The organism is Microbacterium sp. K27, from assembly GCF_004794435.1.
GTDB lineage: Bacteria > Actinomycetota > Actinomycetes > Actinomycetales > Microbacteriaceae > Microbacterium > Microbacterium maritypicum_A.
Map to the genome: position 1 here is coordinate 62210 of NZ_SSDK01000036.1, position 25622 is coordinate 87831.

Consider the following 25622-nt stretch of genomic DNA (forward strand, 5'->3'; position numbering starts at 1 on the left):
GACCCTCAGCTGGCGGCGAGACGCTTCTTCTCGGCCTCGACATCGAAGTCGGCACGTGGCCACTGCGGGTCGATGTCTTCCAGGGCCGCGAGCAGCAGTTCCTGCACGGCCAGCCGGGCGTACCACTTGGCGTTCGCCGGAATCACGTGCCACGGGGCCACCTCGGTCGAGGTGCGCTCGAACACCGTCTGGTACGCCTCCATGTACTGCGGCCACAGCATGCGCTCGTCCACGTCGCCGGGGTTGTACTTCCAGTGCTTGTCCGGACGCTCGAGTCGCTCCATCAGCCGCGACTTCTGCTCTTCCGGTGAGATGTGCAGCATGACCTTGACGATGCGGGTGCCGGATGCCGCGACCCGGGACTCGAACTCGTTGATGGCGTCGTAGCGGCGCTCGATCTCGTCCGGCGGGGCGAGTTCGCGCACACGCCCGATCAGCACATCCTCGTAGTGGGAGCGGTCGAACACCCCGATGAACCCCGGTTCAGGCAGACGCTTCTCGATGCGCCAGAGGAAGTCGTGCGCGCGTTCCTCTGCCGTCGGCGCCTTGAACGCGGCGAGCGCGACGCCCTGCGGGTCGACGCCGCCGACGACGTGCCGCACGATGCCGCCCTTGCCGGCCGAGTCCATCGCCTGCAGCACCAGCAGCACCGCATCCTTCGCCACCCCTGCCCGGCTCTCGGCGAAGAGCCGCTCCTGCAGCACATTGAGGTCGGTGAGCCCGGCTGCGAGGTCGGAGACCCCGCGGGACTTGCCGTGGTCGTATCCGGGCTTGGCGTCGGGGTCGATGTCGGCGAGACGGAATCCCTCGTCGACTCGCAGCGTCTGCGTCCAGGTGTGCGCGTTCATACGCACATCCTGCCAGTCAACGCGCCAGTGGCACCTCGATGATCTGACGTCCACCACGAGGCGAGGTCAGGGCCTGATCCAGTGCCGTGCGGGTGGTGACCCGCTGGTACTCCCAGCCGTACGCGAGGGCGAGGTGCTCGAGGCGGACCGTGTGCGGCGTGTAGAAGGCGCGATCGAGGTCGCCGGGGCGTGCTGACGATGCGACCTCGAGAGAGTCGAAGATCGTGCCCCCGCCATCGTTGCCGACGACGACCTGCAACCGGGGCTCGGTCTCGTCAGGCGGCAGCAGCAGGGCGCCGACGTCGTGCAGGAAGGCGAGGTCGCCCAGCAGCACCCGCGTCACGCCGGGGGCGCCGGCCGCCTGACTCGCGATCGCGACTCCGGTCGCGGTGGCGATCGTGCCGTCGATGCCGGCGAGACCGCGGTTGGCATGGACGGGGACCTTCTTGCCGCCGAGCACCTGATCGGCGACGCGGACGAGCCGGGAGGAGCCGAACACCAGGCGGTCGTGCGGCCAGGTGGCGCGCCACACGGCATCGACGAGCAGCTCGCGATCGAGCGGACGGCGGACGGCGTCGAGCTCGGCCCTCACGGCTTGCCTGCGCGCCGCGAAATCGGAGGACGCCAGCGCTTCCGGATCGGGGGCGCGCTCGCTCAGGTCTACGGTCTCGGCCGCGGATGCTCGCATCCACTCCCCGAGCCAGCTGCGATCCGCGACGCCCGGAGCGACGACGACGGCGTCGACCCCCCTCGTACGGTGATTGAGGTTCAGCTCCTCGCCGCCGCGGTGCACGGCCACGACCTCGACATCCTGACGCGAGAGGAGTGCGGCGACCTCACGACTGAGTGTCGGATGCCCGAGGACGACGACCCGCTCGACGCGTCCGCCGAGATCCTCACGCGCGAGCAGTCGACGGTAGCCGTGTACGATCTGGCGTCCGAATCGCGCGCCGCTCACGATCTCGGCGATCAGCGGCCAGCCTCCGACGTGCGCGATCTCCTCGGCATCGGGGCCGGCGTCGGCCCCGGCGACCACGACGGTGCGCGGCCCGCGGTCGAGTTCGAACGGTGGGCTTCTCAGAGCCTCCGGCGCCTCGCCCGGGGTGATGGCGATCGAGGGCAGATCGCCCGAGAGCGGTTCCCGGGACGGGAGGTTCAGATGCACGGGTCCGGAGATCCCGCGAAGGCCGCTCTCGACCTCGCGAGCCCCCATCGCCGCGGCCACGGCCTGCGCAGCGAGTCCCGACCAGTCGCCATCCCCGGGCACCGGAGCGTCCAGCTGGTCACGCACCCACGGATGGAAGAGGCCGTCCTGGAGCGTCGCCTGGTTGGCACCGACCCCGCGCAGCTCGGGCGGCCGGTCGGCGGTGAGCAGCAGCAGCGGCACCCCGGAGTGGAAGGCCTCCATCACCGCGGGCAGCAGGTTCGCGACGGCCGTTCCCGAGGTGCACACCACAGCGGCGGGCACGCCCGTCTCACGGGCGATTCCGAGAGCCGTGAAGCCGGCGACCCGCTCGTCGATCCGGACGTGCACCCGGACGTGTCCGTCATCGGCGGCCCGTACCGCGGCGAGCGCGAGGGCCTGCGAGCGTGAGCCCGGAGACACCACGATGTGGCGCACGCCCTGGGCGACGAGGTCGGCGATCAGGGATGCCGCAGCATCCATGGCCGGCGACGGGGTCACGGGCGCTGGTCCGTGGCGGGAGGCTCGTCGGTCTCCTCGTCCAGACGGGCGAGCTCCTCTTCGAGGCGGCGGATGCGCGCATCCTGCTCGGTCTTGCTGATGCTGCGCAGGAAGGCCGGGTCGTCGTCGGGCGCGACGACCGGACGGACCCCGGGATCGTTCGCACGTCGACGGCCGATCACGAACCAGAGGATGCCTCCGATCACGGGAAGGAGCACCACGATCAGGATCCAGACGGGCTTGGACACACCGCGGTGCCGCGTCGCCGGCTGCACTGCGCAGTCGACGATGCTGAACACCCAGAACACGGCGGCGAGGAAGCCGCCGACGATCAGTAGTCTCGCCACCCCTCCAGTGTAGGCGCGCCACGGCTTCCCCGGCCCCGGGGAGGACAGAGGCGCCGTTGCTAGACTGCGCGGGAAATGCTGCCCTCATCGCCGGATCCGATGCCGCGAGCGCGGGCCGAGCGGATGCTGATCGCCCGGGTGATCACCGCCGTCGGCCTCGCGCTCCTACTCGTGGTCGGCGCCTGGTCGACCTCGCGGGGTTCGGCCGATGTGCATGCGACGCTGTGTCTCGCCTCCGGCGTCTCGGAGTCGACGGCTGCCGCCCCGACGGCAGGTGACCCGGCGGCAGCGCCCACGATCGACGTGCTCAGCTCCGGTGTCGGGATCTGCCTGCTCGCGGTGCTCGGCGGCGTCGCGCTGGTCCTGCTGTTCCGCCGGCTCGCCGGGGGCACCCGGCCGCTCGGCACCCGCGCCCCGCGCACGGTGTCGCCGAGTCGCGCGGGTCCGCGCGCTTTCGTCCCCGCCCTGACTCTCACGCAGCTCTCCATCTCCCGCACCTGACCCGCCGACGCGCGCATCGAGCCGCCCGAAAGCGGCACCCTTCCCTCGTCGTACCCGTGTGTCTGGAGACCCCATGAAGAACTCTGTCAAAGCGACCCTGATCGCCATTGCCGTCGCCATCGTCCTGCTGATCGCCGGAATCGTCTTCGCGATCAGCCAACAGCAACCCGCCGCGCCCGCGGAGGGCGGAGAGCCGCAGCAGACCGTCCGCACCGATTCCCATGTGCTCGACGACGGGGGCGAGGGCGCCGTGACCGTGGTCGAGTTCCTCGACTTCGAGTGCGAGGCGTGCGGGGCGTTCTACCCCGTCGTCGAAGACCTCAGGGAGAAGTACGACGGCGAGATCACGTATGTCGTCCGCTACTTCCCCCTGCCCGGGCACATCAACTCCACCCAGGCCGCGCTGGCCGCCGAGGCCGCCGGGCAGCAGGACCGCTTCGAGGACATGTACCGCCGTCTGTTCGAGACGCAGGCGCAGTGGGGCGAGCAGCCCGAGGAGACCCCCGAGGTGTTCCGCGGGTTCGCCCAGGATCTCGGGCTCGACATGGGCGCGTACGATGCCGCGATCGCCGACCCGGCCACCGCGGAGCGCGTGCAGTCCGACAAGGCCGACGGCGAGAAGCTCGGGGTGAACAGCACGCCGACGTTCTTCATCGACGGCGAGAAGATCGTGTTGCAGGAGTGGGATGACCTCGAACAGGCCATCGAGAAGGCCGTGAACGGCTGACATGGAAAGGCGGATCGCGCGGCTTCCGTGTCGAAGCCGCGCGGTCCCGCCGCACCGATATTCTGGCCGCATACCCAGGAGAGGGCCAGAATGACCATCGACATCACGACCGCCTTGCAGACGACCCACAACGCCCGCGAACTCGCCGGGATCCCGACCTCGGGCGGCGGCACGCTCGCCTCCGGTCTGCTCTTCCGATCGGACGCGCTCGCCGCGCTGACCGACGAGGGGATGCAGGCGCTGGCCGACCTCCGCATCGGCACCGTGATCGATCTGCGCACCGAGGGCGAACGCGCACGCGCCGCGGATCGCCTGCCCGACGACGGCAGCGTGACGCTCCTGACTCTGCCCATGCAGGGCGGCGCGATGGACGAGATGGTGAAGCAGCTGCTCCCTGCAGCCAACGGAGCGGGACTCTCGGTGACCCAGGTCGCCGAGGTGCTGAAGCAGGTGCCGACGTTGGAGGAGCTGTACGTCTCGATCCTGGCGGCCAGCGCCACCCCGTTCGCGACCATCGCGCGGACGGTGCTCGAAGCCTCGCGCACCGAACGACCCGGCGTGCTGTTCCACTGCACTGCGGGCAAGGACCGCACGGGGCTCGCCGCCGCGATCCTGCTGCTCGTCGCCGAAGCACCTCGCGAGGCGATCGTCGAGGACTACACGCAGACGGAGAAGAATCTGGCGCGGGGTTTCGCCGAAGCCCTCACCGCACTGATCACCTCGCTCGGCGTCCCCCTCACGCCGGCCCTGAAGACGCTCGCGACCGAGGCTCCGGCATCCGCCATCGAGGCTGCGATGGACTGGATCGACGACAACCACGGCGACGTCGCGGGCTATCTGCGAAGCGGCGGTCTGACCGACGACGAGATCGCCGACCTTCGTCGAGTGCTTCGCGGGGAGTAGGAGTGCCCGCGCCCGTGCGGACGCAGCCCTCGCTACGCTGAGCGCATGACCGAGGAGCACTCCCCCTCTCCCCATCCGGTGATGGCCGTCGTCCGGCGCATTCCGGCGACGCTGACGATGGTGCTGCTGATCATCGCGGTGGGGGTCGTCTGGAGCGGCCTCTGGGCGCCGTTCGAGGACACCGCACTCTTCCAGACAGTCGCCTACGGGCTCCCGAACCTCGCCGACGGCAAGTGGTGGACGCCCCTGACCGGCACGTTCTTCGTGAACCAGCCCTGGGTGTACCTGTTCACGATCGCAGGCTTCTGGGGTATGGGTTACCTGGAGTTCCGTCGCGGATCGCGCGTGGCGCTCGCCTACTACTGGCTCGGTCAGCTGTTCGCGATCTTCGCCACCGCCCTGCTGCTGTACGTGCTCTCGCAGTTCCCGTGGGCGTGGGCGGCGGAGCAGGCCCAGGCGCTCGACGTGGGAGCATCGGGCGGCACCATGGCGTGCATCGCCGCCGCGGTCGGCCTGTTCCGTCCGCCGTGGCGGGTGCGCGGCTGGCTCATCCTGCTCGGCTTCGTGTTCATCGCGATGCTCTTCTGGGGCAAGGTCGCCGACCTCGAGCACCTGCTCGCGGTGCTGCTGATCCTCGTCGTCGACCGATCGCTGCGGGTGCGGCACACGACGGTCCGCGAGCAGCGGCTGATCGCCGTGGTGGCGATCCTCGTCCTGGGCGCCGTCGAGATCATCACGACCTTCCTGCCCACGGACGGACCCTTCGGACCGACCGATCCCGCGTCGGGAGGATTCATCGACCTCGCGATCGACCTCGTCGTGATCCTCGTGCTCGTGAACGGGCTCCGTCGCGGGCGGCGCTTCGCGTGGGTGCTCGCGATCCTGCTCGGCCTGTTCAACGTCTCGGGCGCCGCGCTGGTGCTCACCCTCATCATCATCACGAGCCAGGCGGAGCTCGATCTGCGCTGGGACGGTGAGACCGAGCTCGCGATGGCCAACGGCTTCCTGTGGCTCATCATGCTCGTGTACCTGGTGTGGGTGCGACGCGCGTTCCGAGCCAAGCGCCGCGCCAAGCTGGGCATCCAGCCTGCTCCGAACGTCGATGACATGAAGCGCGAGCTGCGCACTCATGGCGGCGGGACGCTCTCGTGGATGACGACCTGGGAGGGCAACAGCTATGCCCGGGTGTCCGGCGGCATCGTCGCGTACCAGCGTCGCAACGGCGTCGCCCTGGCCCTGGCCGACCCGATCGGCCCTGCGGAGACACGCGCCGAAGCCGTGAACGATTTCATCCACGCCGTGGAGCTCGCCGGCCTCGTTCCCTGCTTCTTCAGTGCGGATGAGGCCACGCGGGCGGCCGCCCCCTCGACCTGGCGCAGCATCGTCGTGGCCGACGACACGATCGTCGACCTGCCGGGGCTGGAGTTCACGGGCAAGCGCTGGAACTCGGTGCGCACCTCACTGAACAAGGCCGGTCGCGAGGAGATGACCTTCCGGATGACACACCTCAAGGCGGAGCCGTGGGGTGTGCAGCAGCAGCTCAGAGCGATCTCGGAGGCCTGGGTCGGAGACAAGGACCTGCCCGAGATGCGCTTCACGCTCGGCACCCTAGACGAGGCCGAGGATCCGGAGGTGCGGCTCGCCCTGGCGCTCGCTCCCAACGGCGACGTCGACGGTTTCCTCTCCTGGCTGCCGGTGTACGGCGACGACGGTGCGGTGCGGGGCTGGACCCTCGACCTCATGCGTCGCCGCGAAGGCGGTTTCGGGCCCGTCATGGAGTATCTGATCGGTTCCTCGGCCAAGCAGTTCGCCGAGGAGGGCGCGCAGATCATGTCGCTCTCCGGCGCGCCCCTCGCCCACGACTATCCGCCGGATGCCGGGATGATCGCCGCTCTCAGCGACCGGCTGGCCGATGCGCTGGAACCGGTGTACGGCTTCGGGTCGCTGCATCGGTTCAAGCAGAAGTTCCACCCCCGGTACGAGACCATGTATCTCCTCTTCCGCGACGAGAGCGACCTCACCCGCATCGGTGGAGCACTCACGCGGGCGTTCCTGCCGGATGCGACGCTGCGCCAGTTCGCGGGTGCCGGGCTCGAACTCGTACGGGGCGGGAAGGACTGACGGAGCCCACGCCGTCCGAGAACGCGTCGGGTGGGTCGATCTCCGGATGGCGTCTGTTCTGCGACGGCGTGAGACCACGTGAGTACGATCGGTGTCGTGCTCGATGAAGACCGCCTCCGCTCGATGGCCGACGAACTGAGCCGGGTTCCCGGCGTGCGTGCCGTCGCATTGGGCGGCAGCCGCGCCCGCGGGACGCACCGACCCGACTCCGACATCGATCTGGGGCTCTACGTGGACTCGGATGTCGACCGCGCCGGTATCGCGCGCGTGGCGAGCGGGTGGACGGGCGAACCCGTCGAGGTCGCCGAGCGCGGCGGATGGGGACCCTGGGTCGACGGCGGCGCCTGGCTGATCGTCGACGGCGTGCCGGTCGACCTCATCCTCCGCGACGTCACCCGCGTCGGAGAGCAATGCGCTCGCGCCGTCCGCGGCGAGTTCGCCTTCCATACCCAACCGGGTCACCCCCTCGGCTTCCTCGATGTCGCCTATGCGGGCGAGGTGGCCACCAGCGTGCCGCTTCGCGATCCGGAGGGACTCCTGGTCGGTCTGGCACGGAGCGTCACCCCCTATCCCGCGGCGCTGCGCGAGGCGTTCCTCACGAGCCTCTGGCAGGTCGACTTCCTGCTGAACGCGGCCGTGAAGGGCGCGAAGGCGGGAGACGTCGCATACGTCTCCCTCTGCGGAACCACGACGGCCATGCTGACCGCGCACGCCTGGCACGCCGCCGCCGGGAACTGGGTGACGAACGAGAAGGGGCTGGTGCCGAACGTGGCACGCCTCCCGATCGACTCGGCGGGATTCAGCGCGTCGGCGGCACTGGCACTCGGGAATCTCGGCACGACGCCGGAGGAGTTGCTCGCCTCGATCACGCGGCTGCGGGAGCTGCCGCGTCCGGCAGCTCCCGCAACCTGATGCTCAGCCGACGGTCTCGACGGCTTCGACCGGAGGCGCTCCCACACCATCGGTGACCGGGCGCTTCGCGGTGTTCGCGATGTGTGCGCGGCTGACCACGATCACGGCGACGATCATCAGTGCGACACCGAGCCAGTACGGGGCGGCGTGGCTGACCAGCGCGTAGAGCGCCCCCGCGATGAGCGGGGCGGCCGTGCCCATGGCCGCGTTCAGTGACTGCGTCGCTCCGCCGAGCCAGCCCTGCTCGTCGTCGCCCACCGCGTTCGACATGGCACCGTCCATCGCCGCCTGGGATGCTCCCTGGCCGGCAGCGAGCATGAGCGCACCGACGATGAACACCCACGGCTGGGCGAAGATCGACGCGACGATGGCGAGCGCCGCGAGACCGACCATCTGCGCGACGATGCCGCTGATGATCACGCCGCGCTCACCGATGCGCGGGAGCAGGATGCCGAGCAGCACACCCTGGATGAGGATGTCGATGATGCCGACGGCCGCGGTCAGGAGTCCGATCTGCGTCGGCCCCCACTGGATGGAGTCCAGCGCGAGGACGCTGAAGTTGTTCACGAAGAAGCCGAACGGCAGGGCGAGCAGACCGAAGCCGATCATCAGTCCGCGCAGCTCCTTGCGCCCGAACGCCTCTTTGAAGACCGCGAACGGCTGCACGTCACGCAGCCGGATGGCGCTGATGCGATTGCCGGGCTTGAGGCTCTCCGGAAGCAGGAAGATGCTGAGGATCGCGATCGTGAGGGCGACCGCGGAGGTGAGGAAGACGGGAAGCTGAATGCTCACCGCGGCGAGCAGACCGCCGATCCCCGGGCCGACCATGGTGCCGATTCCCGTGAGAGCGCCGAGGAGACCGAAGCGCTTCGCCCGCTGTTCCGGCGGGGTGATGTCGGCGAGGTAGGCGAAGAGGGCGGGGAGATCTCCCGCGGTCAGGCCTTGGATCACGCGCGCGAGCACGAGGACCCAGATCGCACCGCCGATGCCGAACAGCGCCATCGAGAATGCGGCGCCGAACGCGGCGACGATGATGACGGGTCGACGACCGAAGCGGTCGGAGAGCCGGCCGAGGAAGGGGGCGACCAGGAAGGCGCAGAGGCCGTTGACGGCCTCGAGCACGCCCACCCAGATGGCGAGGTCGCTCTCGTGCGAGACGTATTGCAGCACGACGAAGGGCAGGACGGGAAGGACGACCGTCATACCGATGACGGTGAGCATCGTGAGCACGATGAGCATGATCCACGCGCGGTTCTGATCCCGTCGCGTGAGGACGTTGGGTGAAGTCATACCGAAAGTGTATCGATACCAGTTTTGGTGTCAAGCCAGGTTTGTATTCGGTCCACGATAGACTGCGGTTATGACGAACTCAGAGCCCCTCGGACGCCGCGAGCGCAAGAAGGCCGCGACCCGCAAGGCGATCTCCGACGTCGCGACGATGATGTTCCTCGAGCGCGGCTTCGACAACGTCAGCATCCGCGAGGTCGCCGATGCGGCGGACGTCTCCCCTACGACCGTGTTCGCGCATTTCCCGCAGAAGGAGGCTCTCGTCTTCGACGAGGACGACGAACAGCGCGACCGTCTGGTCTCGGCCGTGCGCGACCGGCCCGCAGGACGCACGATCAACCGCGCGATCCACGACTTCTTCGCCGCCGAGATCAGGGCGAACTTCGACGAGCACGGTGATGACGTCACCCGCGTGTTCATGCGCTTCCTGAACGAGACACCCGCCCTGCGCGATTATGCCGCGAAGATGTGGCTCCGACACGAGGATGCCCTCGCCGCGGCCATCGCCGACGAGCTCGGGCTCGCCGAGCCGGTCGCCGAGATCCGCGTCTACGCCCGATTCGTCCTGCAGATGCAACTGCTGATCAACGACAGCGAAGATCCACTCGAGACGGTGGACGCGGGATTCCGGGTGCTCGCGAGTGGCTGGGACCCTGTCGAAGAGCGTCTCGCCAGGTGATTCTCCGGCGCCGGGTCAGTCGTCGCGAGGTCGTCGTCGCAGACTCTTGACGTCGGTGCGCCGTTGCTTGGCCTTCAGCCGGCGCTCCTTCGACCCCCGACTCGGCTTCGTCGGCCGTCGCGGTGGTGCCGGCGGGCGCAGAGCCTCTGCGACGACGGCGACGAGCCGCTCCCGCGCCGCATCCCTGTTGCGCAACTGGGCACGGTGCTCGGACGCGGCGATCGTCAGCACTCCATCGACCAGGCGACCGCTCAGTCGGTCGAGCAGCCTCTCGCGCTGATGCGGTGAGAGCACCGCGGAGTTCGCGGCATCCCAGACCAGTTCAGCGCGGGAATCCGCGGTGTTGACGCCCTGTCCCCCCGGCCCGGATGACCGCGAGAAGCGCCACGACAACTCAGCCTCGGGGATCGTGAGACCCGACGAGACCCGCAGACCGGGGCGATGGGCGGAAGGCATGTGTCCATCATCGGGCCTCGCGGGGCCATCGCGCCTCACCCGGATAGCATGGCGAGGGCGGCAGGACCTGTTTTCCCGAGCAGTCGGCGCCGCCTCATGCGGAGCACGAATGAACTCATACCGGCAGGACGACTGGGCAGCGAGCCCGTCGTATCCGTCGACCGTGAACGAGCCGTATCTGATGGGCACCGGCGTGGTCACCGCCGAGGACACCGGCACCCGCCCGCTCTCCCCTCCGCACAGCCACGCCGACCCGATGCTGGCCTGGTGCTATCGCGGCACGGTGTGGGTGCACCTGCAGGACACGAGGTGGCGCCTCGCTCCCGGTCAGGGCGTGTGGATCCCCGCACGCACCCCGCACACGGCCCATCACGAACCCGACTCGACCGGCTGCTACACGTACATCCCCGACTCATCGCTGATCGCCCCGATCGACGACATCACACGGGTGCTGGTGCCGCGCGCGGTGCAGGAGATGCTGCTCCACCTCGGCATCAACGACATGCCCACCGACCTGCGCGTGCGCATCCAGTCGGTGCTCATCGAGATGCTGCAGCAGCCGCTTCCCGAGGCCGCGAGCGAATGGGGCGAGGTGCCGATGCCGGCGGATGAGCGGGTCGCCCCGCTCGTGCAGGCCGTTCTCGCCGACCCCGGCGACCCCCGCAGTGCGATCGAGCTGTTCCTCGCGCACGGGCTCCACGAGCGTACGGTCCTGCGCATCTTCCAGAACGACGTCGGCATGAGCTTCGGGCGGTGGCGCACCGGCGTGCGGATGACCCTCGGGGCGCGCCTGATCGTCGACGGCACTCCGATCGGTGCGGCCGCGCACCGCTGCGGCTACGCCACGACGAGCGCCTTCTCCGCCGCGTTCAAGGAGCGCTTCGGGCTCACCCCCCGGCAGCACGTGGCGCGCGTGCAGGCCGACGCGGCGCACCAGCTGTACTGGCGGTGACCTCGGGGCGATCCTGATCCCCTGACGGCGAATCCGACCGTCGTTGTCGGTTCCGCGATACAAGTCGTCGCTCCCGCGACACTGAGCGCAGGATCCGCGTTCTAGCATCGTTCTGTTAGGGCATGCTTACCTAACTTCTCGCCGCGTCGACGCGGCAACACCCTCCCCCCTTCCCGAAGGAGAACCATGTCGCTCGCTTCTGCGCGCCCGAAGATCCGCCGAGGCTCGGCCCTCGTCGCCGCGGCCGTCGCCGCCGCCCTCACCCTCGCCGGGTGCTCGTCCACCCCCGAAGAATCGAGTTCCGCCTCCACCGCAACAGACGGCGTGGTCATCGAGCACGGCCACGGCAAGACCGTGATCCCCGAGAAGCCGCAGCGCATCGTCACCCTCGGCTGGATGACGGCCGACATCGTCGCCGCCCTCGGCACCAACCCCGTCGGCATGGAGGAGGTCTGGGGTGCAGGCGAGAGCGGCTACCAGCCCTGGTTCGAGGACTATGTCACCGCGGAGTACGGCGAGACCCCCGAGATCATCCCCTTCCTCGAGGACGGCCCCAACTACGAGGCCATCAAGGAGCTCAAGCCCGACCTGATCCTGAGCCTCTACTCCGGCGTCTCCGACATCGAGTACGAGCGCCTGACCGAGATCGCCCCGACCGTCCCCTACATCGAAGGCCCCTGGAACCCGGGAACCTGGGAGGACATGACCCGCACGGTCGGCAAGGCACTGTCCGAGGAGGACAAGGCCGATGAGCTGATCGCCGAGACCGAGAAGCAGATCACCACCCTGGCCGGCGAGCACCCCGAGTTCGAGGACAAGACCTTCGTCTGGGGTCTGACCCTGAACGAGGGCGGCACCGACCTCGGCGTCTACCTCGAGTACGACCCCCGTGTGCGCATCACCGAGGCCCTCGGATTCACCTCGACCCCGGCGATGGACACCTTCCTCCAGACCGCGGAGGGCGACAACTGGTACACCGGCGTCAGCCTCGAGAACCTCTACGACGTGGAGGCCGATCTGTTCGCGGCCTGGGGCGGCAGCGCCGACGAGGGCACGTACACGGTCGAGAACAAGGTCGTGTCGCGCTGGAACCCGATCGCCAACGGCTCGTACGTGATCTACGCCGACGACGCCGAGGCCTCGGCCATCAGCGCGCCCACCGTGCTCTCGCTGAAGTACATCCTGCCGACGTACGTCGACGACCTCGCCGGGGCACTCCAGGGCGAGCCCACCATCACCGGCAAGTGATCCGAGAGATGTCCCTGGCGACGGATGACGGCACGGACGTCTCGAACACGGGTGCGGGGAGTCGTGCAGTCGACTCCCCTCACCGTAACGGGACGCTCGTGGCGGGACTGGTCATCTCGGTCGTGGTGCTGGCCATCGCCGCCATCGCCTCGCTCGCCGTCGGTGCCCGCGCGATCGACCCCGTCACCGTGCTGCAGTCCCTCTTCTCCTACGACGACGAGAACCCGCTGCACCTCATGGTCATGGAGCTGCGTGTGCCGCGCACCCTGCTCGGCATCGTCGTGGGTGCCGCTCTCGCGGTGTGCGGCGGCCTGATCCAGGCTTTCACCCGCAACCCGCTGGCCGACCCCGGCATCCTCGGTGTGAACGCCGGTGCATCCTTCGCCGTCACGTTCGCCGTCGGTGTGCTCGGCCTCACCGCCCCCGGCGCCTACGTGCCCTTCGCCCTCGGCGGAGCCTTCGTCCTCACCATGCTCGTCTACATACTGGGCTCGTTCGGAGCCTCGGGGGCGACCCCCATGAAGCTCACCCTCGCCGGCGTCGCCCTCGGCGCGGCCTTCACCGGCTTCACCACCGCGATCGTGCTGCGCGACCACAGCACCCTGCAGGTGATGCGGTTCTGGGGCGTCGGCTCGATCGGTGGACGCACCCTCGACCAGCTCACCTGGGCCGTGCCCCTGATCGTCGCCGGTCTCCTGATCGGACTCCTGTGCGCGCGCTCCCTGAACGCCCTGGCCCTCGGCGACGACCTGGCGCAGGCCCTCGGTGCACGCGTGCGCGTGACTCGCATCCTCGTCATCATCGCCGTCACCCTGCTGGCCGGAACCAGCGTCGCCGCCGCCGGACCCATCGCCTTCGTCGGGCTCATGATCCCGCACATCGTCCGCTGGTTCACCGGCCCCGACCAGCGCTGGGTGCTCGGGTACTCGATGATCATCGGCCCCGCCTTCCTGCAGTTCGCCGACGTCCTCGGCCGCATCGTGCTCCCGAACGGGGAGATGCGCGTCGGCATCGTCACGGCCCTCCTCGGAGCCCCGATCCTGATCATGCTCGTGCGTCGCAAGCGGGTGAGCGGCCTGTGAGCATCGACCAGAAGCCCGTCGCTGCACCCCGCGCAGACGCCGCGCCTGCCGCGTTCGTGCCGGTCGATCACGGACGCCGCCTGTTCCGGATCGAGACCGCGCGGATCGCCGCGCTCATCCCGGTGCGCTCCGTCGTCGTCAGCATCCTGCTGGTCGTCGTGATCATCGGCACGGGCCTGTTCTCCATGACTCTCGGCGCCTACGAGGTCGACTTCGCGGCCGTCATCCGAGCGATCTTCGACCCCGCATCCGACCCCGACATCCGCCAGGTGGTCTTCGAGTGGCGCCTGCCGCGCGTGCTCTTCGCCGTGCTGTGCGGAGCAGCCCTCGCGCTCGCCGGCGGCATCTTCCAGTCCCTCACCCGCAATCCGCTCGGCTCCCCCGACATCATCGGCTTCGGCATCGGCGCACAGTTCGGTGTGACGCTGGTCATGATCGTCTTCGAGCTGAACACCTACATGTTCAAGGCGGCGGGTGCGCTCGTCGGAGGCCTGTTCACCGCGCTGCTCGTCTACGTGCTCGCCAGCAAGAACACGATGTCGTCGTTCCGGCTCATCATCGTCGGCATCGGCGTCTCGGCGGGACTCGGATCCCTCACCTCGTGGATCCTGATCTCGGTCAGCGTCGAGAAGGCCATGATGGCGGCGACCTGGGGTGCGGGCTCGATCGCCTCGCTCGGCTTCGACCAGCTGATCCCGGCGGCGATCGTGTTCGCGATCGTGACCCTGCTCTCCCTCCCCCTCGCCCGCACGCTTCCCGTGCTCGAGATGGGCGACGACGCGGCCACAGCCCTCGGTATCAGTCCCGGTCGCACCCGTCTCGCAGCGATGGTGTTCGGCGTCGCCCTGGTCGCGCTGGTGACCGCCGCGGCCGGCCCCATCTCCTTCATCGCCCTCGCGGCCCCGCAGATCTCGCAGCGCCTCACCCGCTCGAACACCCCGATGGGCACGGTGCCCGTGATGCTGACCGGCGCCGCCCTCGTCGTGGTGTCGGACGCCGTGGCCCAGCTCGTCGCTGTGCCGGTCGGCGTCGTGACGGTGTCGGTCGGCGGCCTCTATCTCGCCTGGCTGCTCGCTGCCCAGTACGCGCGCCGCACCTGAAAGGAACACCCATGACCGCTTCGCTGCGGGCCCGCGACATCACGCTGGGCTACGGGGACACCCCGATCATCTCCGACCTCACTCTCGAGGTTCCCGACAACTCGTTCACGATCATCATCGGACCCAACGCGTGCGGCAAGTCGACCCTGCTGCGCGGATTCGCCCGGCTGCTGCGCCCGACCACCGGCGCCGTGCTGCTCGACGGCGACGACCTGCGTTCGCTCAAGCCGAAAGAAGTCGCCCGCAAGCTGGGACTGCTCCCTCAGTCGTCCCTCGCCCCCGACGGCATCACGGTCGCCGATCTCGTCGGGCGCGGACGCTTCCCGCACCAGAGCGCCATGCGCACGTGGAGCAGCGCCGACGAGCGCGCCGTGTCCGAGGCGATGGCCGCGACCGGCGTCACCGACCTGTCGCGTCGCCTGGTCGACGAGCTCTCCGGAGGGCAGCGGCAGCGCGTCTGGGTCGCGATGGCTCTCGCCCAGCAGACCACGCACCTGCTGCTCGACGAGCCGACGACCTTCCTCGACATCGCGCACCAGATCGATCTGATGGAATTGTTCGCCGACCTGCACCGCAGCGGCACCACGCTCGTCGCCGTGTTGCACGACCTCAACCATGCCGCCCGCTACGCGACCCACCTCGTGGCGATGCGCGACGGGGCCATCGTGGCGCAGGGCGACCCGCGCGAGATCATCACCGCAGAGCTCGTGCACACCGTGTACGACCTTCCGTGTCGTGTGATCACCGACCCCGTCTCCGGGACGCCGCTGGTGCTCCCGCTCGGTCGGCGGACACCGTGACGCCCACGCCGCGGAGGCTCTTCGGGATCGCGCTGAAGTCGGAGGGGCGTGGCATCGCCCTCGCGGGAGCGACCGCGCTGCTCATCGTGCATGCGCTCGCCGAGGCGACGATCCCCGTCATCATCGGTGCGACGATCGACCGCGCCGTGCTCCCCGCCGACCCCGCAGCACTCGCCCTCTGGCTCGGCGCCCTGGTCGGCACGTTCCTCGTGCTGACGGCGAGTTACCAGTCGGCGTCCCACCTCATGGTGTCGATCTACGGCTACGGCGAGCAGGCGCTGCGCCACCTCACGCTCTCCCGGATGCTGCGACCGCGGCTCTCCCGCCGCACAGTGGCCCCCGGTGAGGCCCTCACGTTCGTCACGTCCGACACCTACCGGGTCGCCGGGGTCGCCTGGTCGGTCGCGCAGCAGTGCTCCACGATCGCCGCGATCCTCGGAGCCGGTCTCGCGATGCTGGTGATCTCGCCCGTCGCGACGCTCGTCGTATTCGGCTCGACCATCGCGATGATGCTCGTGATGCAGGCCGTGTCGCGCCCGCTGGAACGCCGTGGCCTCGTCGAGCAGCAGGCGGCCACCGAGGCCGGGGCGGTCGCCGCCGACTTCATGAGCGGATTCCGGGTGCTCGTGGGAATCGGCGCCCGCGAGGAGGCCGTGCGCCGCTACATCGCCGCGAGCGACACCTCTCGACGCGCCGCCACGGCGGCCGGCCGATCCCTCGCGTCATACGAGGCGGTGAGCGGCACGCTGGCGGCGATCGCGACCACCGCGCTGGCAGGTATGTCGGCCTGGTTCGCCTCCGAGGGCCGCATCAGCATCGGCGAGCTGGTCACGGTGCTCGGGCTCGCTCAGTTCATCAGCGGCTACCTCGCGTATGCGGGCTCCTTCCCCTCGAACTGGATCCACAAGCTCGCCTCGGCCAAGCGACTCGCCGAGGTGATCGACGCCGACGACCTGCTCGATGCGCCCGTCGCGGCGGCCGCCCCGGTACGACCGGCGGAGGACGTCGTCCTGACCTTCCGCGCGGGATCCGCCTCCGCGCCCGTCGAGGTGCGCGAGCGCGAACTGCTCGGCATCCGTCCCGCCGACAGCGACACGGCCCGTGCCCTCTCGCGCCTGCTCGGTCTGCGCACCCGACCCGACCGCGGCCGGGTCGCGCTCGCGATCGACGGTGAATTGCACGATCTGACCGACCTCGACCCGGTCGAGTATCGGCGTCGGGTCGTCGCCCCTCCGCACAGGCAGACGATCGTGAGCGGCTCCCTGCGCGAGGCCGTGCGCGGCCACGGCGTGGAGGACCAGCCGCACGCGCCCTTCATCGAGATGGCGGCGCTGCACGACACCGTGGTGCAGGTCGGAGGGTGGGAGTCAGAGGTAGGAGAGGCCGGGCGACGCCTCTCGGGCGGACAGCGCCAGCGCATCGGCATCGCCCGAGCCCTGCACGCGGAGGCCGACGTGCTCGTGCTCGACGAGCCCACCTCGGCCGTCGACGCCATCACCGAGGCGCACATCGCCCGCGCCCTTGCAGAGCACACCGAGACTGTGATCGTGATCACCACCTCGCCGGTGCTGCTCGGAGCCTGCGACCGGGTCGTCGAGCTTCCCTCCGAAGGATCGTATGGACGCCATGAGTGACTCGACCTCGACCGGCGCGCTGCTCCCGATCGCCTCCGGCGCTCGGGTGCGGGCCGTCGTGGGTGGGCTGCTGCGGCAGCATCCCGGTCGCACCGCCGCTGTCGCCGCGCTGTTCCTCGCGGCATCCGCTCTCGGGATCGTGATGCCCGCGTGCCTGGGGCGCATCGTCGATGCCGTGTCGTCCGACGCCGGCTTCGCGACCATCGCCGGGTGGGTCGCCGCGGCCGGTCTGGGTGCCATCGGCGCCGCTGTGGTGATGCTGTGGGCCGTGCGCGTGCTCACCGGCTTGGTGCAGGACATGCTCGCGAGCCTGCGTGAAGACGTGTTCGCCTCGGCGATGCGGCTGCCCGTCAGCGCGGTCGACGACGGAGAGAGCGCCGATCTGCTCTCCCGCGTGACCGGCGACGTCGATGCCGTTGCCGAAGCCGGAGGGAACGTCGCTCCGACCCTGCTGTCCGCGGGGTTCGCGATCGGCGTCTCGGTGGTCGCGCTGACCGCTCTGGATCCCTGGCTGGCGCTCGCGGGCCTCGCCTCCGCGCCGTTCTACATCCTCGGTACGCGCGCTTTTCTGCGGAAGTCCCGTGTGGTGTTCCGCGAGGTGCGGGTGCGCGAGGCCGCCCGCAGCCAGGCCGTGCTCGACACGGTGGACGGCATCGAGACCCTCACCGCGTTCAACGAGCAGGAGCCCGCTCTCGAGCGGGTGCGCGAGCGCGCGGTGGCGTCGATCCACATGCAGATCGAGGGCGTGCGGGTGACGAATCGTCTGTTCCGCTGGATCAACGGCGGTGAGCTCGTCGGGCTGGCCGCGATCCTCGGCGCCGGATTCCTGCTGCAGTCCGCCGGCGCTGTCACGGTAGGCGCGGTCACCACTGCTGCGCTGCTGTTCCATCGCCTGTTCGGCCCGGTCGGACAGCTGATCTTCGGACTCGACGACATCCAGCGGGCAGCCATCGGTCTCGCGCGACTCGTCGGGGTCATCGATCTCGCGCCCGCGCCGGCCGCCCAGAGCCCGGAGACGGAAGCTGCACCACCGGCATCCGCGGGCATCGAGGTGCGGGACGTGACGTTCCACTACCCCACCACCGGCCGGGGGATCAGCGGCGTGAACCTGCGGGTCGACCCCGGCACCACGGCGGCGCTGGTGGGCACCTCGGGGTCGGGCAAGAGCACGCTGGCGCGCGTCATCGCCGGGCATCACCCGCCGACGTCGGGAAGCGTGCACCTGGCGTCCCGCACAGACGCCCCGTACTACCTGTCGCAGGAGCTGCACCACTTCCGGGGCAGCATCGCCGACAACCTGCGCCTCGTCGCCCCCGAAGCGAGCGGCGAGGAGATGGTGGCGGCGCTGCGGGCGGTCGGGGCGCAGTGGGCGGTCGAGGCGATGCGTCGTGAGGAGTCCGCAGAGGGCGAGAGCTCGTCCGCCGATTCCGTCGTACCGCTCGACGAGGGGCGCATCCAGCAGCTCGCGGTCGCCCGCGCCTTCCTCGCCGACCCGGATGTGGTGATCCTCGACGAGGCCACCGCAGACGTGGGGCTCCACCACCGCGAAGCCGTCGAAGACGCGATCGCGGCACTGCGGGAGGGACGCACGGCGGTGCTCATCGCCCACCGACTGCAGCAGGCAGTGACCGCCGAGCAGATCGTCGTCTTCGCCGACGGACGGATGACGCAGCGCGGCACGCATGAAGAGCTCCTCGCGACCGACGGCCCCTACCGCGACTCCTGGCTCGCCCAGACCCGCAGCACATCCACCCGCACCGACCCATCCCCCACCGACCCATCCCCGACCGAAGAGATTCGCCCTACAGAGACGGAGACTCCGTGAGCATCCACCGCGGCATCGTCAGCAGCACCACCACCCTCACCCCGACCCTGGTCCGCGTCACGCTCGGCGGCGAGGGCGTCGCCGACTTCCTCAGCACCGGTATCGGCGACGAATACGTGCGGGTGTTCTTCCCGCACGGCGACGACCCGAAGGAGGTGTCGCTGCCGGTGCCGGCGGGCGACTGGTGGGAGACGCCGGAGGGGGCGCCCGAGGCCCCGATGCGCACGTACACCATCAGCGGCGTGCGCCCGGACGCCGGTGAACTCGACATCGACTTCGTGATCCACGAGGCAGGTGTCGCGGGCCCCTGGGCCGCGCGGGCGGAGCCGGGCCACGTGCTCGGGTTCAACTCCCCGACGGGCCTGTACTCGCCGCCGGAGGGCATCACGTGGCAGGTGCTCGTCGCCGACCTCACCGGGCTTCCGGCCGTGGCGCGCATCATCGCCGAGGCTCCGGAGGGCGTGCGCACGCGGGTCGTGCTCGAAGTGCCGAGCGAGGCGGACCGCGTCGCTCTCGAGGTGGGCCACGACGTCGAGGTCACCTGGGTGGTCGGCGGCAACGGCCACGGTCCCAGTGCGCTCGGTCCGCTCGTGCGCGGCATCGTCGACGACCGGCTTCCGCTCGACGAAGGCTATGTCTGGGTGGCCGGTGAGACCGTGGCACTGCGCGACGTGCGCAAGTACCTGCGCAAGGAGCTCGCCCTGCCCGCGACTCGCTTCAAGGTCGTCGGCTACTGGACGCCGGTCGTCGCGTGGGACGAGAAGTTCGCTGCCCTGCCCGAGTCGGTGCAGAAGGAACTGGATGCGATCTGGGCCGAGTCCGACGGCGATGAGCCGGAGGACGTGCAGGTGCGCTTCGAGGAGCGGCTGGACCAGTTGGGGTTGTGAGGCGGAACCCACCCCGGCCGGACCCCCGCCGTGTTCCGGTCGCAGTTCCTGCCGTTCTGCGTGCGTCGAGGCGGCAGCAACTGCGACCGGAACGGGTGAGATGGCTTCAAGTGGACGCGACGGCGGGAGTCGAACCCGCAACGCCTTCAGGTATGAGCTGAGGCCCGGGACCGCCCGGATCGCCGCGATGGGACTGACGTTACCCGGCCGTGATCTTCCCCGCCAGGATGGTTGCCTGGGATAACCCTATGAGTCTGAGGATGACGCCTCTTCGTCACTCGGCGTCATCGGGCTCCGGGGCGTCGAGGGCGCGCAGCAGGCGTCCGACGGCCTCCCGCAGCTCGCTGCGATGCGGCTCAGACAGGGCCACCGTGTACTCGACGCCCTCGGGGATCCAGAGCAGTCCGTACATGGCTTCGCGCCAGTCCGAGCCGCCGACGGGCCAGCGCGTGCGGTCTTCGCCCACAGCGGTCGCGCCCTGCCACCACGGCCCGAAGCGCTCCTGCATCTCGGCGAGCGGCAGCTCCATCACGACGGCCGCCTCGACCTTCTGCGGCGACCACGACGAGGCGACGAGCACGCGCTCCTCGATCTCGTCCTCCGTGATCTCGCGACGCGTGAACAGCACCCGCGTGTGCTCGACCACGGTGATGCGGTCGACGCGGAACGTGCGCCAGTCGTCCCGATCGAGGTCCCAGCACAACAGGAACCACTTGCGACCGGCCGGGGCCAGGGCATGCGGCTCGACGCGGCGCACGCTCTCGCGCCCTTCCCCGTCGACGTACCGCAGGCGCAGCCGCTCGGTGTCGCGGGTGGCGAGCGCGATCTCCCCCAGCACCTCGGGTGAGACCACCGGCCCTTCTCCGATGCGCGGCGCCTGCACCGATGCGGCGAGCGCGTTCACCCGTTGCCGCAGCGCCGACGGGAGCACCTGTTCCAGCTTGGCGAGCGCCGTGAGCGTCACGTCGGGCCCGCCGACCAGCTGCTGCGTGGCGGCGACGCGGAGTCCGATCGCCATGGTCACCGCCTCGTCGTCGTTGAGCAGCAGCGGAGGCACGGCGCTCCCCGCCTCCAACCGGTATCCGCCTGCCGCACCGGGCGTCGACTCGACCCGATAGCCGAGTTCGCGCAGCCGATCGACGTCGCGGCGCACGGTGCGCTCGGTCACTCCCAGCCGGGCGGCGAGTTCCGTCCCCGGCCAGTGCCGGTGTGTCTGCAGCAGGTTGAGCAGAGCGAGAGCACGGGAGGTGGTGTCGGTCATGCGTCTCAGATTGTCAGAATACGCGGACAGGATCTGTCCGCATTGGTTCTTACGCTCGCTCCCATGAACGAATCCCTCATCGAGACCGAAGGCCTGACCAAGGTCTTCACCGTCAAGAAGACGCCGGTCCACGCCGTGACCGACGTCTCCTTCACAGCCGTGCGCGGCGAGCTCGTCGCCTTCCTCGGTCCCAACGGCGCCGGCAAGTCGACGACTCTGCGGATGCTGACCACCCTCATCCCGCCCACCTCCGGCCATGCGCGGGTCGTCGGGCACGACATCCGCACCGACGCGGCGGGGGTACGCGCACGCATCGGGTACGTCGGGCAGCTCACGAGCGGCAGCTTCTCGCAGCGCGTACGCGACGAGCTGCTCAGCCAGGGCGCCTTCTACGGCATGTCGCGTCGGGACAGCGCCCGGCGAGCGGACGAGCTCATCGACTCCCTCGATCTCACGTCCTTCGCGACCCGCAGTGTGCAGCAGCTCAGCGGCGGACAGAAGCGCCGACTCGACATCGCGCTCGGACTCATGCACGCGCCGCCGCTGATCTTCCTCGACGAGCCCTCCACCGGGCTCGACCCGCAGAGCCGGGCGAACCTGTGGGAGCACATCCTGGATCTACGCACGCAGCACGGAACCACGGTCTTCCTCACCACGCACTATCTGGAAGAGGCCGACCGCTACGCCGAGCGGGTGATGGTGATGGACAAGGGGCGGATCATCGCCGACGACGACGCCGCCTCCCTCAAGGCGACCCTTGCCGGCGACGTGCTCACTTTCGGATTCGCGGATGCCGCCGAGGCGGCGAGCGCCCGCGCCGTGGTCGCCCGTCTCAGCCCGGCGCCGGTGACCGCGGACGGGCAATCGATCTCCCTCGCCGTGCAGGACGGCGACCGGCTGCTCCCGGTGATCGTGCGCGAACTCGACGCCGCCGGCATCCTGGTCCATCGGGCCACAGGAGTACCGCCGACGCTCGACGACGTCTTCCTCGCCCTCACCGGCCGCACCCTCCGCGATGCCGGAGAAGGAGCGGATGCCACGGGCGAAGCATCCGCTCCCGGCGCCCCCGAGAACAGCCCCGCCTCCGACAACCGCACGACAGGAGTCCTCTCATGACCGTCAACGACACCCTCGTGCGCCCGAACCTCGCGCGCGACACCCGGAACGTGCTGATGCGCGAACTCAAGCCCGTGCTCCGCGACCCGTTCACGCTGATCTTCAGCCTGCTGCAGCCGCTCATCTTCCTCGGGCTGTTCGCGCCCCTGCTGATCGGCGACTCCGGACAGCCGGCCGGTGAGACGCTGGCGTGGTTCGTGCCGGGCGTGCTGGTGATGATCGTGCTGTTCGGCACCGGGTCGACCGGGTCGAACCTGCAGTACGAGATGATGACCGGCTCGCACGAGCGCACTCTGGTCGCCCCGCTCGCCCGGTCCTCGCTGCTGGTCGGACGCGCCCTCAAGGAGATCGCACCGATCGTCGTGCAGGCTCTGGTGATCGTGCTGATCGCCTGGCCGTTCGGATTCGCGGCCGACATCCCCGGTCTGCTCATCGGCCTGGCACTGCTTGCCGTGTTCGGGGTGGGTCTCGGCTCGCTGTCGTACTCGCTGGCTCTCGCGACGAAGGATCGGGAGTGGCTGTTCTGGGGTGTGCAGCAGTCGCTGATCTTCCCGCTGCTGATCCTGTCGGGGATGCTGCTGCCCCTGGACGCGGCACCCGACTGGATGCGGGTCGTCGCCTCGGTCAACCCGGTCAACTGGGTCGTCCAGGCCGAGCGTGCCCTGTTCGCGGGAGACCTCGGCGATGTCACCGTGTTGTGGGGCTGGGTCTCGGCGCTCGCCGTCGCGGTGGTCGGACTGATCGTCGGAGTGCGCGCGATCCGTCGCAGCAACTGACCGCGCCCGGTGGTGCGCCGCTGCGGGCATGCCGAAACCCAGACGCAGTGGCGCATCATCCGCGCGTCGTGGCGCGACACCCCGACGGTGGAACGAAGCGTCTGGGTTTCGGCAGCGCCTGAGGACCGCGGCTCAACGGCGCAGGGAGTCGTCGAACGGGTTCGGCTCCAACGTGTAGTCGGTCGACGCGTCCGCCCAGGTTCCGCCGTCGGCGGGCAGTCGGCGTCCGCGCACCGCGGCCAGCGCTCGGGTCGCCGGCGCGCCCATGGCCAGCGCCACCGTCCCTCGTATCGTGCGATCCTCCGCGCCGAGCACACTCGCCCGATGCCAGGCCTCGTGCAGTGATCCGCCGCGGGCCGACGGCACCCGCCGCGCCGGCAGTGCCCCGGAACGCCGCAGCGCCACGAGCTGCTCGACCCGCTCCCACCACGTCGACTCGCCATCGGGGTGGAAGTAGTTGTCGCGCAGCCAGTCAGGGTGCGGATGCCGGAAGCGCCCCGCCACGACCTCGCTGCGACCGCCGAGCAGCCCGCTTCCCACGAACACCGTGTTCAGCAGGTTCTTGCTCACCCCGAACGCGTCGAGGGCGATCACGGGCACACCGAGAGCCGTGGCCTCGATCGCGGCGGTGGAGCTCACCGTGACGAGGCCCGCGGCCGTCTCGAGCGCGGTGCTCATCGAGTCGTAGGAGAAGACGAGATTCGGCGGCAGGCGCGACGGCAGCAGCCCCGCATACGGTTCGCGCTCGAGGTGGGTCTCCGACTCCCCCGGCCGCGAACGCAGCTTCACCACCACACGGCGACCCGGCTCGGCCTCGGCCGCCCGCACGAGCATGGCCGCGATCTCGGCCCGCTGGTCTTTCGCGAGCGGAACGAGGGCCTGCGCGGCGAAGACGACGTCGGTCGCCGGTGGCTTGACCGGGGCAGGCCGCGGAGGGCGCTCGGCGACCGCGACGCCACCGCCCCGCGCGGCAAGACCGGCTCGCCGACCCGCCACCGCATCGATGCCGACGCGCTCCGGACGCAGCATGCGCTGCCGCCGCCGGGCGAACGGGAGGGTGGCGAGCGCCACCGGCGTCTGCACCCCGATGCGGCGGCCGAGTTCTTCGAAGGCCCGCACCTCCCTGTGGGAATGCACGACCAGCAGATCGGTGTGGCGGCGATAGTCCAGCGCCCCGCGCTGGGCGGGGATCGCCATGCCGGGCAGTCCCGAGACCGTGACCGGTCGATGCTCCAACGCGTCGATCACGCGTCCCATCAGCCGCACGAACGGTCCGCGCCCCGCGAGCAGGACCACGTCGGGGCGCTGTCCGGCCAGCCAGGCCTCCGTCTGCGCGAACCCGATGCGGGTGACGTCATCCGGTCTGAGCGTCGTGCCGGCGAGAGCCGTGCGCTGCTGCTCCGCGCTGGCCGTGAGCGGTGTGCGCACGAGCAGCAGGTGCGGGCGCACACCCGGCACGGAACCGAGAAGGGAGGCGGCCCACTTCACGAACGAGTCGGCATCCGCGATGGCGACGACGCGGATGCCGGTGGCCGCCGTCATGCCGGAACGCGGCGCAGCTTCGCCATCGGCGCACGCTCGCTGTCGAACACCCGCTTGACGCCGTCGCCGGTCGCACGCTCGATCACACGGATGTCGCGTACGAGGTGCTCGAGGCCCGTCGGCTCGAGCGAGGCCGCATGGTCGGATCCCCACATCGTGCGGTCCAGGGTGATGTGGCGCTCGACGGCGACGGCTCCGATGGCCACGGCGGCGAGAGAGATCTGCAGTCCGCGCTCATGACCCGAGTAGCCGACGGGCACGCCGGGATAGCGGTCGCGCAGCGTCGCGATCACCCGCAGGTTCGCCTCTTCCGGCTCCAGCGGGTAGGTCGACGTCGCATGCATGAGGACCACCCGATCGGTGCCGAGCGTGTCGAGCGCCCGGTCGATCTGCTCGATGGTCGACATGCCGGTGGAGAGGATCACGGGCTTGCCGGTCTCTCGCAGCGCGATCAGCAGTTCGGTGTCGGTGAGGCTGGCCGAGGCGACCTTGTGGGCCACCACGTTCAGGTCTTCGAGGAACGCGACGCTGGGAACGTCCCACGGCGAGGCGAACCAGTCCAGGCCGAGCATCGTGGCGTGGTCGCCGATCTCGACGTACTCGTCGCGCCCGAACTCGACACGACGGCGGTAGTCGAGGTAGCTCATCACACCCCAGGGCGTCTCGCGCGGAACGTCGCGCATGTGCTCCGGCGTCGAGATCTCCGGAGTGCGCTTCTGGAACTTCACGGCATCGGCACCGGCTCGGGCCGCGACGTCGATGAGCTTCTTCGCGATGTCGACGTCGCCGTTGTGGTTCAGGCCGATCTCTGCGATGACGTAGGCAGGACGCCCTCCGCCGATCACTCGTGAGCCGATGCTGACAGTCATGATTCCTCCGGTGTTCGAGCGTTGGTGCTACCCCTCCTTCCTGGATACGGGCCGAGGATGAACAC

Annotated in this window: 24 protein-coding genes and 1 tRNA gene; 16 read left to right on the forward strand and 9 right to left on the reverse strand. The window is 69.8% G+C overall.

Annotation, left to right across the window (positions count from 1 at the left end; all coding sequences use genetic code 11):
- Positions 1-5: 5 nt before the first annotated feature.
- The 3 genes from DW307_RS07595 to DW307_RS07605 are packed head-to-tail and all read right to left on the reverse strand — an operon-like array spanning position 6 to position 2879.
- On the reverse strand, positions 6-848 hold the full coding sequence (locus tag DW307_RS07595; protein ID WP_136024420.1) for a polyphosphate kinase 2 family protein: 843 nt from the start codon (positions 846-848) through the stop codon (positions 6-8).
- A gap of 16 nt (positions 849-864) precedes the next feature.
- A complete protein-coding gene (menD, locus tag DW307_RS07600) occupies positions 865-2514 on the reverse strand; it encodes a 2-succinyl-5-enolpyruvyl-6-hydroxy-3-cyclohexene-1-carboxylic-acid synthase (RefSeq protein WP_136024516.1) in 1650 nt (549 codons plus the stop codon).
- 14 nt (positions 2515-2528) lie between these two features.
- Positions 2529-2879, reverse strand: a complete 351-nt coding sequence (locus DW307_RS07605) for a PLD nuclease N-terminal domain-containing protein (RefSeq protein WP_021201145.1) — start codon at positions 2877-2879, stop codon at positions 2529-2531.
- A gap of 75 nt (positions 2880-2954) precedes the next feature.
- Between DW307_RS07605 and DW307_RS07610 the strand changes: the two genes are divergently transcribed.
- The 5 genes from DW307_RS07610 (at position 2955) to DW307_RS07630 (ending at position 8043) form a co-directional block, all read left to right on the forward strand.
- Positions 2955-3380, forward strand: a complete 426-nt coding sequence (locus DW307_RS07610) for a hypothetical protein (RefSeq protein ID WP_021201146.1) — start codon at positions 2955-2957, stop codon at positions 3378-3380.
- 73 nt (positions 3381-3453) lie between these two features.
- Positions 3454-4107 (forward strand): DsbA family protein, encoded by a 654-nt coding sequence (locus DW307_RS07615; RefSeq protein ID WP_029260036.1) that lies wholly within the window; start codon positions 3454-3456, stop codon positions 4105-4107.
- 90 nt (positions 4108-4197) lie between these two features.
- Entirely contained in the window at positions 4198-5010 is an 813-nt protein-coding gene (locus DW307_RS07620; protein ID WP_029260035.1) for a tyrosine-protein phosphatase, read from the forward strand.
- 45 nt (positions 5011-5055) lie between these two features.
- Positions 5056-7131 (forward strand): bifunctional lysylphosphatidylglycerol flippase/synthetase MprF, encoded by a 2076-nt coding sequence (locus DW307_RS07625; RefSeq protein WP_136024421.1) that lies wholly within the window; start codon positions 5056-5058, stop codon positions 7129-7131.
- 96 nt (positions 7132-7227) lie between these two features.
- A complete protein-coding gene (locus DW307_RS07630) occupies positions 7228-8043 on the forward strand; it encodes a nucleotidyltransferase domain-containing protein (protein ID WP_031207988.1) in 816 nt (271 codons plus the stop codon).
- Between the two features lie 3 nt (positions 8044-8046).
- Here DW307_RS07630 and tet(42) read toward each other — a convergent pair whose 3' ends face one another.
- Positions 8047-9333 carry a tetracycline efflux MFS transporter Tet(42) gene (gene tet(42), locus DW307_RS07635; RefSeq protein ID WP_240750548.1) on the reverse strand — a complete coding sequence of 429 codons (1287 nt, stop codon included), beginning with the start codon at positions 9331-9333 and terminating at the stop codon, positions 8047-8049.
- A gap of 70 nt (positions 9334-9403) precedes the next feature.
- On the opposite strand from tet(42), the gene DW307_RS07640 reads away from it, so the two are divergent.
- On the forward strand, positions 9404-10009 hold the full coding sequence (locus tag DW307_RS07640) for a TetR/AcrR family transcriptional regulator (RefSeq protein WP_029267425.1): 606 nt from the start codon (positions 9404-9406) through the stop codon (positions 10007-10009).
- A gap of 15 nt (positions 10010-10024) precedes the next feature.
- On the opposite strand, the gene arfB is transcribed toward DW307_RS07640, so the two are convergent.
- Positions 10025-10465 (reverse strand): alternative ribosome rescue aminoacyl-tRNA hydrolase ArfB, encoded by a 441-nt coding sequence (gene arfB / locus DW307_RS07645; RefSeq protein WP_136024422.1) that lies wholly within the window; start codon positions 10463-10465, stop codon positions 10025-10027.
- Between the two features lie 109 nt (positions 10466-10574).
- Here arfB and DW307_RS07650 point away from each other — a divergent pair, with 109 nt between their 5' ends.
- From DW307_RS07650 to DW307_RS07685, 8 genes are all read left to right on the forward strand, one after another.
- Positions 10575-11417, forward strand: a complete 843-nt coding sequence (locus tag DW307_RS07650) for a helix-turn-helix transcriptional regulator (RefSeq protein ID WP_029267430.1) — start codon at positions 10575-10577, stop codon at positions 11415-11417.
- A gap of 186 nt (positions 11418-11603) precedes the next feature.
- Positions 11604-12665, forward strand: a complete 1062-nt coding sequence (locus DW307_RS07655) for an iron-siderophore ABC transporter substrate-binding protein (protein ID WP_136024423.1) — start codon at positions 11604-11606, stop codon at positions 12663-12665.
- Positions 12662-13747, forward strand: coding sequence for a FecCD family ABC transporter permease (locus tag DW307_RS07660; RefSeq protein WP_136024424.1), 1086 nt, complete (start codon positions 12662-12664; stop codon positions 13745-13747). Before DW307_RS07655 ends, DW307_RS07660 begins: the two co-directional genes overlap by 4 nt.
- The gene (locus DW307_RS07665) at positions 13744-14847 is read left to right on the forward strand and encodes a FecCD family ABC transporter permease (RefSeq protein WP_136024425.1); all 1104 of its coding nucleotides are present in this window, start codon (positions 13744-13746) and stop codon (positions 14845-14847) included. Before DW307_RS07660 ends, DW307_RS07665 begins: the two co-directional genes overlap by 4 nt.
- A gap of 11 nt (positions 14848-14858) precedes the next feature.
- Positions 14859-15647, forward strand: coding sequence for an ABC transporter ATP-binding protein (locus DW307_RS07670; RefSeq protein WP_136024426.1), 789 nt, complete (start codon positions 14859-14861; stop codon positions 15645-15647).
- Positions 15644-17281 (forward strand): ABC transporter transmembrane domain-containing protein, encoded by a 1638-nt coding sequence (locus tag DW307_RS07675; RefSeq protein ID WP_136024427.1) that lies wholly within the window; start codon positions 15644-15646, stop codon positions 17279-17281. Before DW307_RS07670 ends, DW307_RS07675 begins: the two co-directional genes overlap by 4 nt.
- Complete coding sequence (locus tag DW307_RS07680) at positions 17274-19106, forward strand: ABC transporter ATP-binding protein (RefSeq protein WP_168441003.1); 1833 nt, start codon at positions 17274-17276, stop codon at positions 19104-19106. Before DW307_RS07675 ends, DW307_RS07680 begins: the two co-directional genes overlap by 8 nt.
- Entirely contained in the window at positions 19103-19993 is an 891-nt protein-coding gene (locus DW307_RS07685) for a siderophore-interacting protein (RefSeq protein WP_136024429.1), read from the forward strand. The genes DW307_RS07680 and DW307_RS07685 overlap by 4 nt, the downstream gene beginning before the upstream one ends.
- A gap of 111 nt (positions 19994-20104) precedes the next feature.
- Here DW307_RS07685 and DW307_RS18075 read toward each other — a convergent pair.
- Together DW307_RS18075 and DW307_RS07690 are read right to left on the reverse strand one after the other, a co-directional pair.
- Positions 20105-20180: transfer RNA gene (locus DW307_RS18075), tRNA-Met, on the reverse strand.
- 87 nt (positions 20181-20267) lie between these two features.
- Positions 20268-21254, reverse strand: coding sequence for a helix-turn-helix transcriptional regulator (locus DW307_RS07690; protein ID WP_136024430.1), 987 nt, complete (start codon positions 21252-21254; stop codon positions 20268-20270).
- Between the two features lie 63 nt (positions 21255-21317).
- Here DW307_RS07690 and DW307_RS07695 point away from each other — a divergent pair, with 63 nt between their 5' ends.
- Entirely contained in the window at positions 21318-22370 is a 1053-nt protein-coding gene (locus DW307_RS07695; protein ID WP_136024431.1) for an ABC transporter ATP-binding protein, read from the forward strand.
- On the forward strand, positions 22367-23146 hold the full coding sequence (locus tag DW307_RS07700; protein ID WP_136024432.1) for an ABC transporter permease: 780 nt from the start codon (positions 22367-22369) through the stop codon (positions 23144-23146). The genes DW307_RS07695 and DW307_RS07700 overlap by 4 nt, the downstream gene beginning before the upstream one ends.
- 132 nt (positions 23147-23278) lie before the next feature.
- On the opposite strand, the gene DW307_RS07705 is transcribed toward DW307_RS07700, so the two are convergent.
- Both DW307_RS07705 and DW307_RS18215 read right to left on the reverse strand, forming a co-directional pair.
- A complete protein-coding gene (locus DW307_RS07705; RefSeq protein ID WP_136024433.1) occupies positions 23279-24688 on the reverse strand; it encodes a DUF6716 putative glycosyltransferase in 1410 nt (469 codons plus the stop codon).
- Positions 24685-25557, reverse strand: a complete 873-nt coding sequence (locus DW307_RS18215; protein ID WP_029260018.1) for an N-acetylneuraminate synthase family protein — start codon at positions 25555-25557, stop codon at positions 24685-24687. The genes DW307_RS07705 and DW307_RS18215 overlap by 4 nt, the downstream gene beginning before the upstream one ends.
- Between the last annotated feature and the right edge of the window lie 65 nt (positions 25558-25622).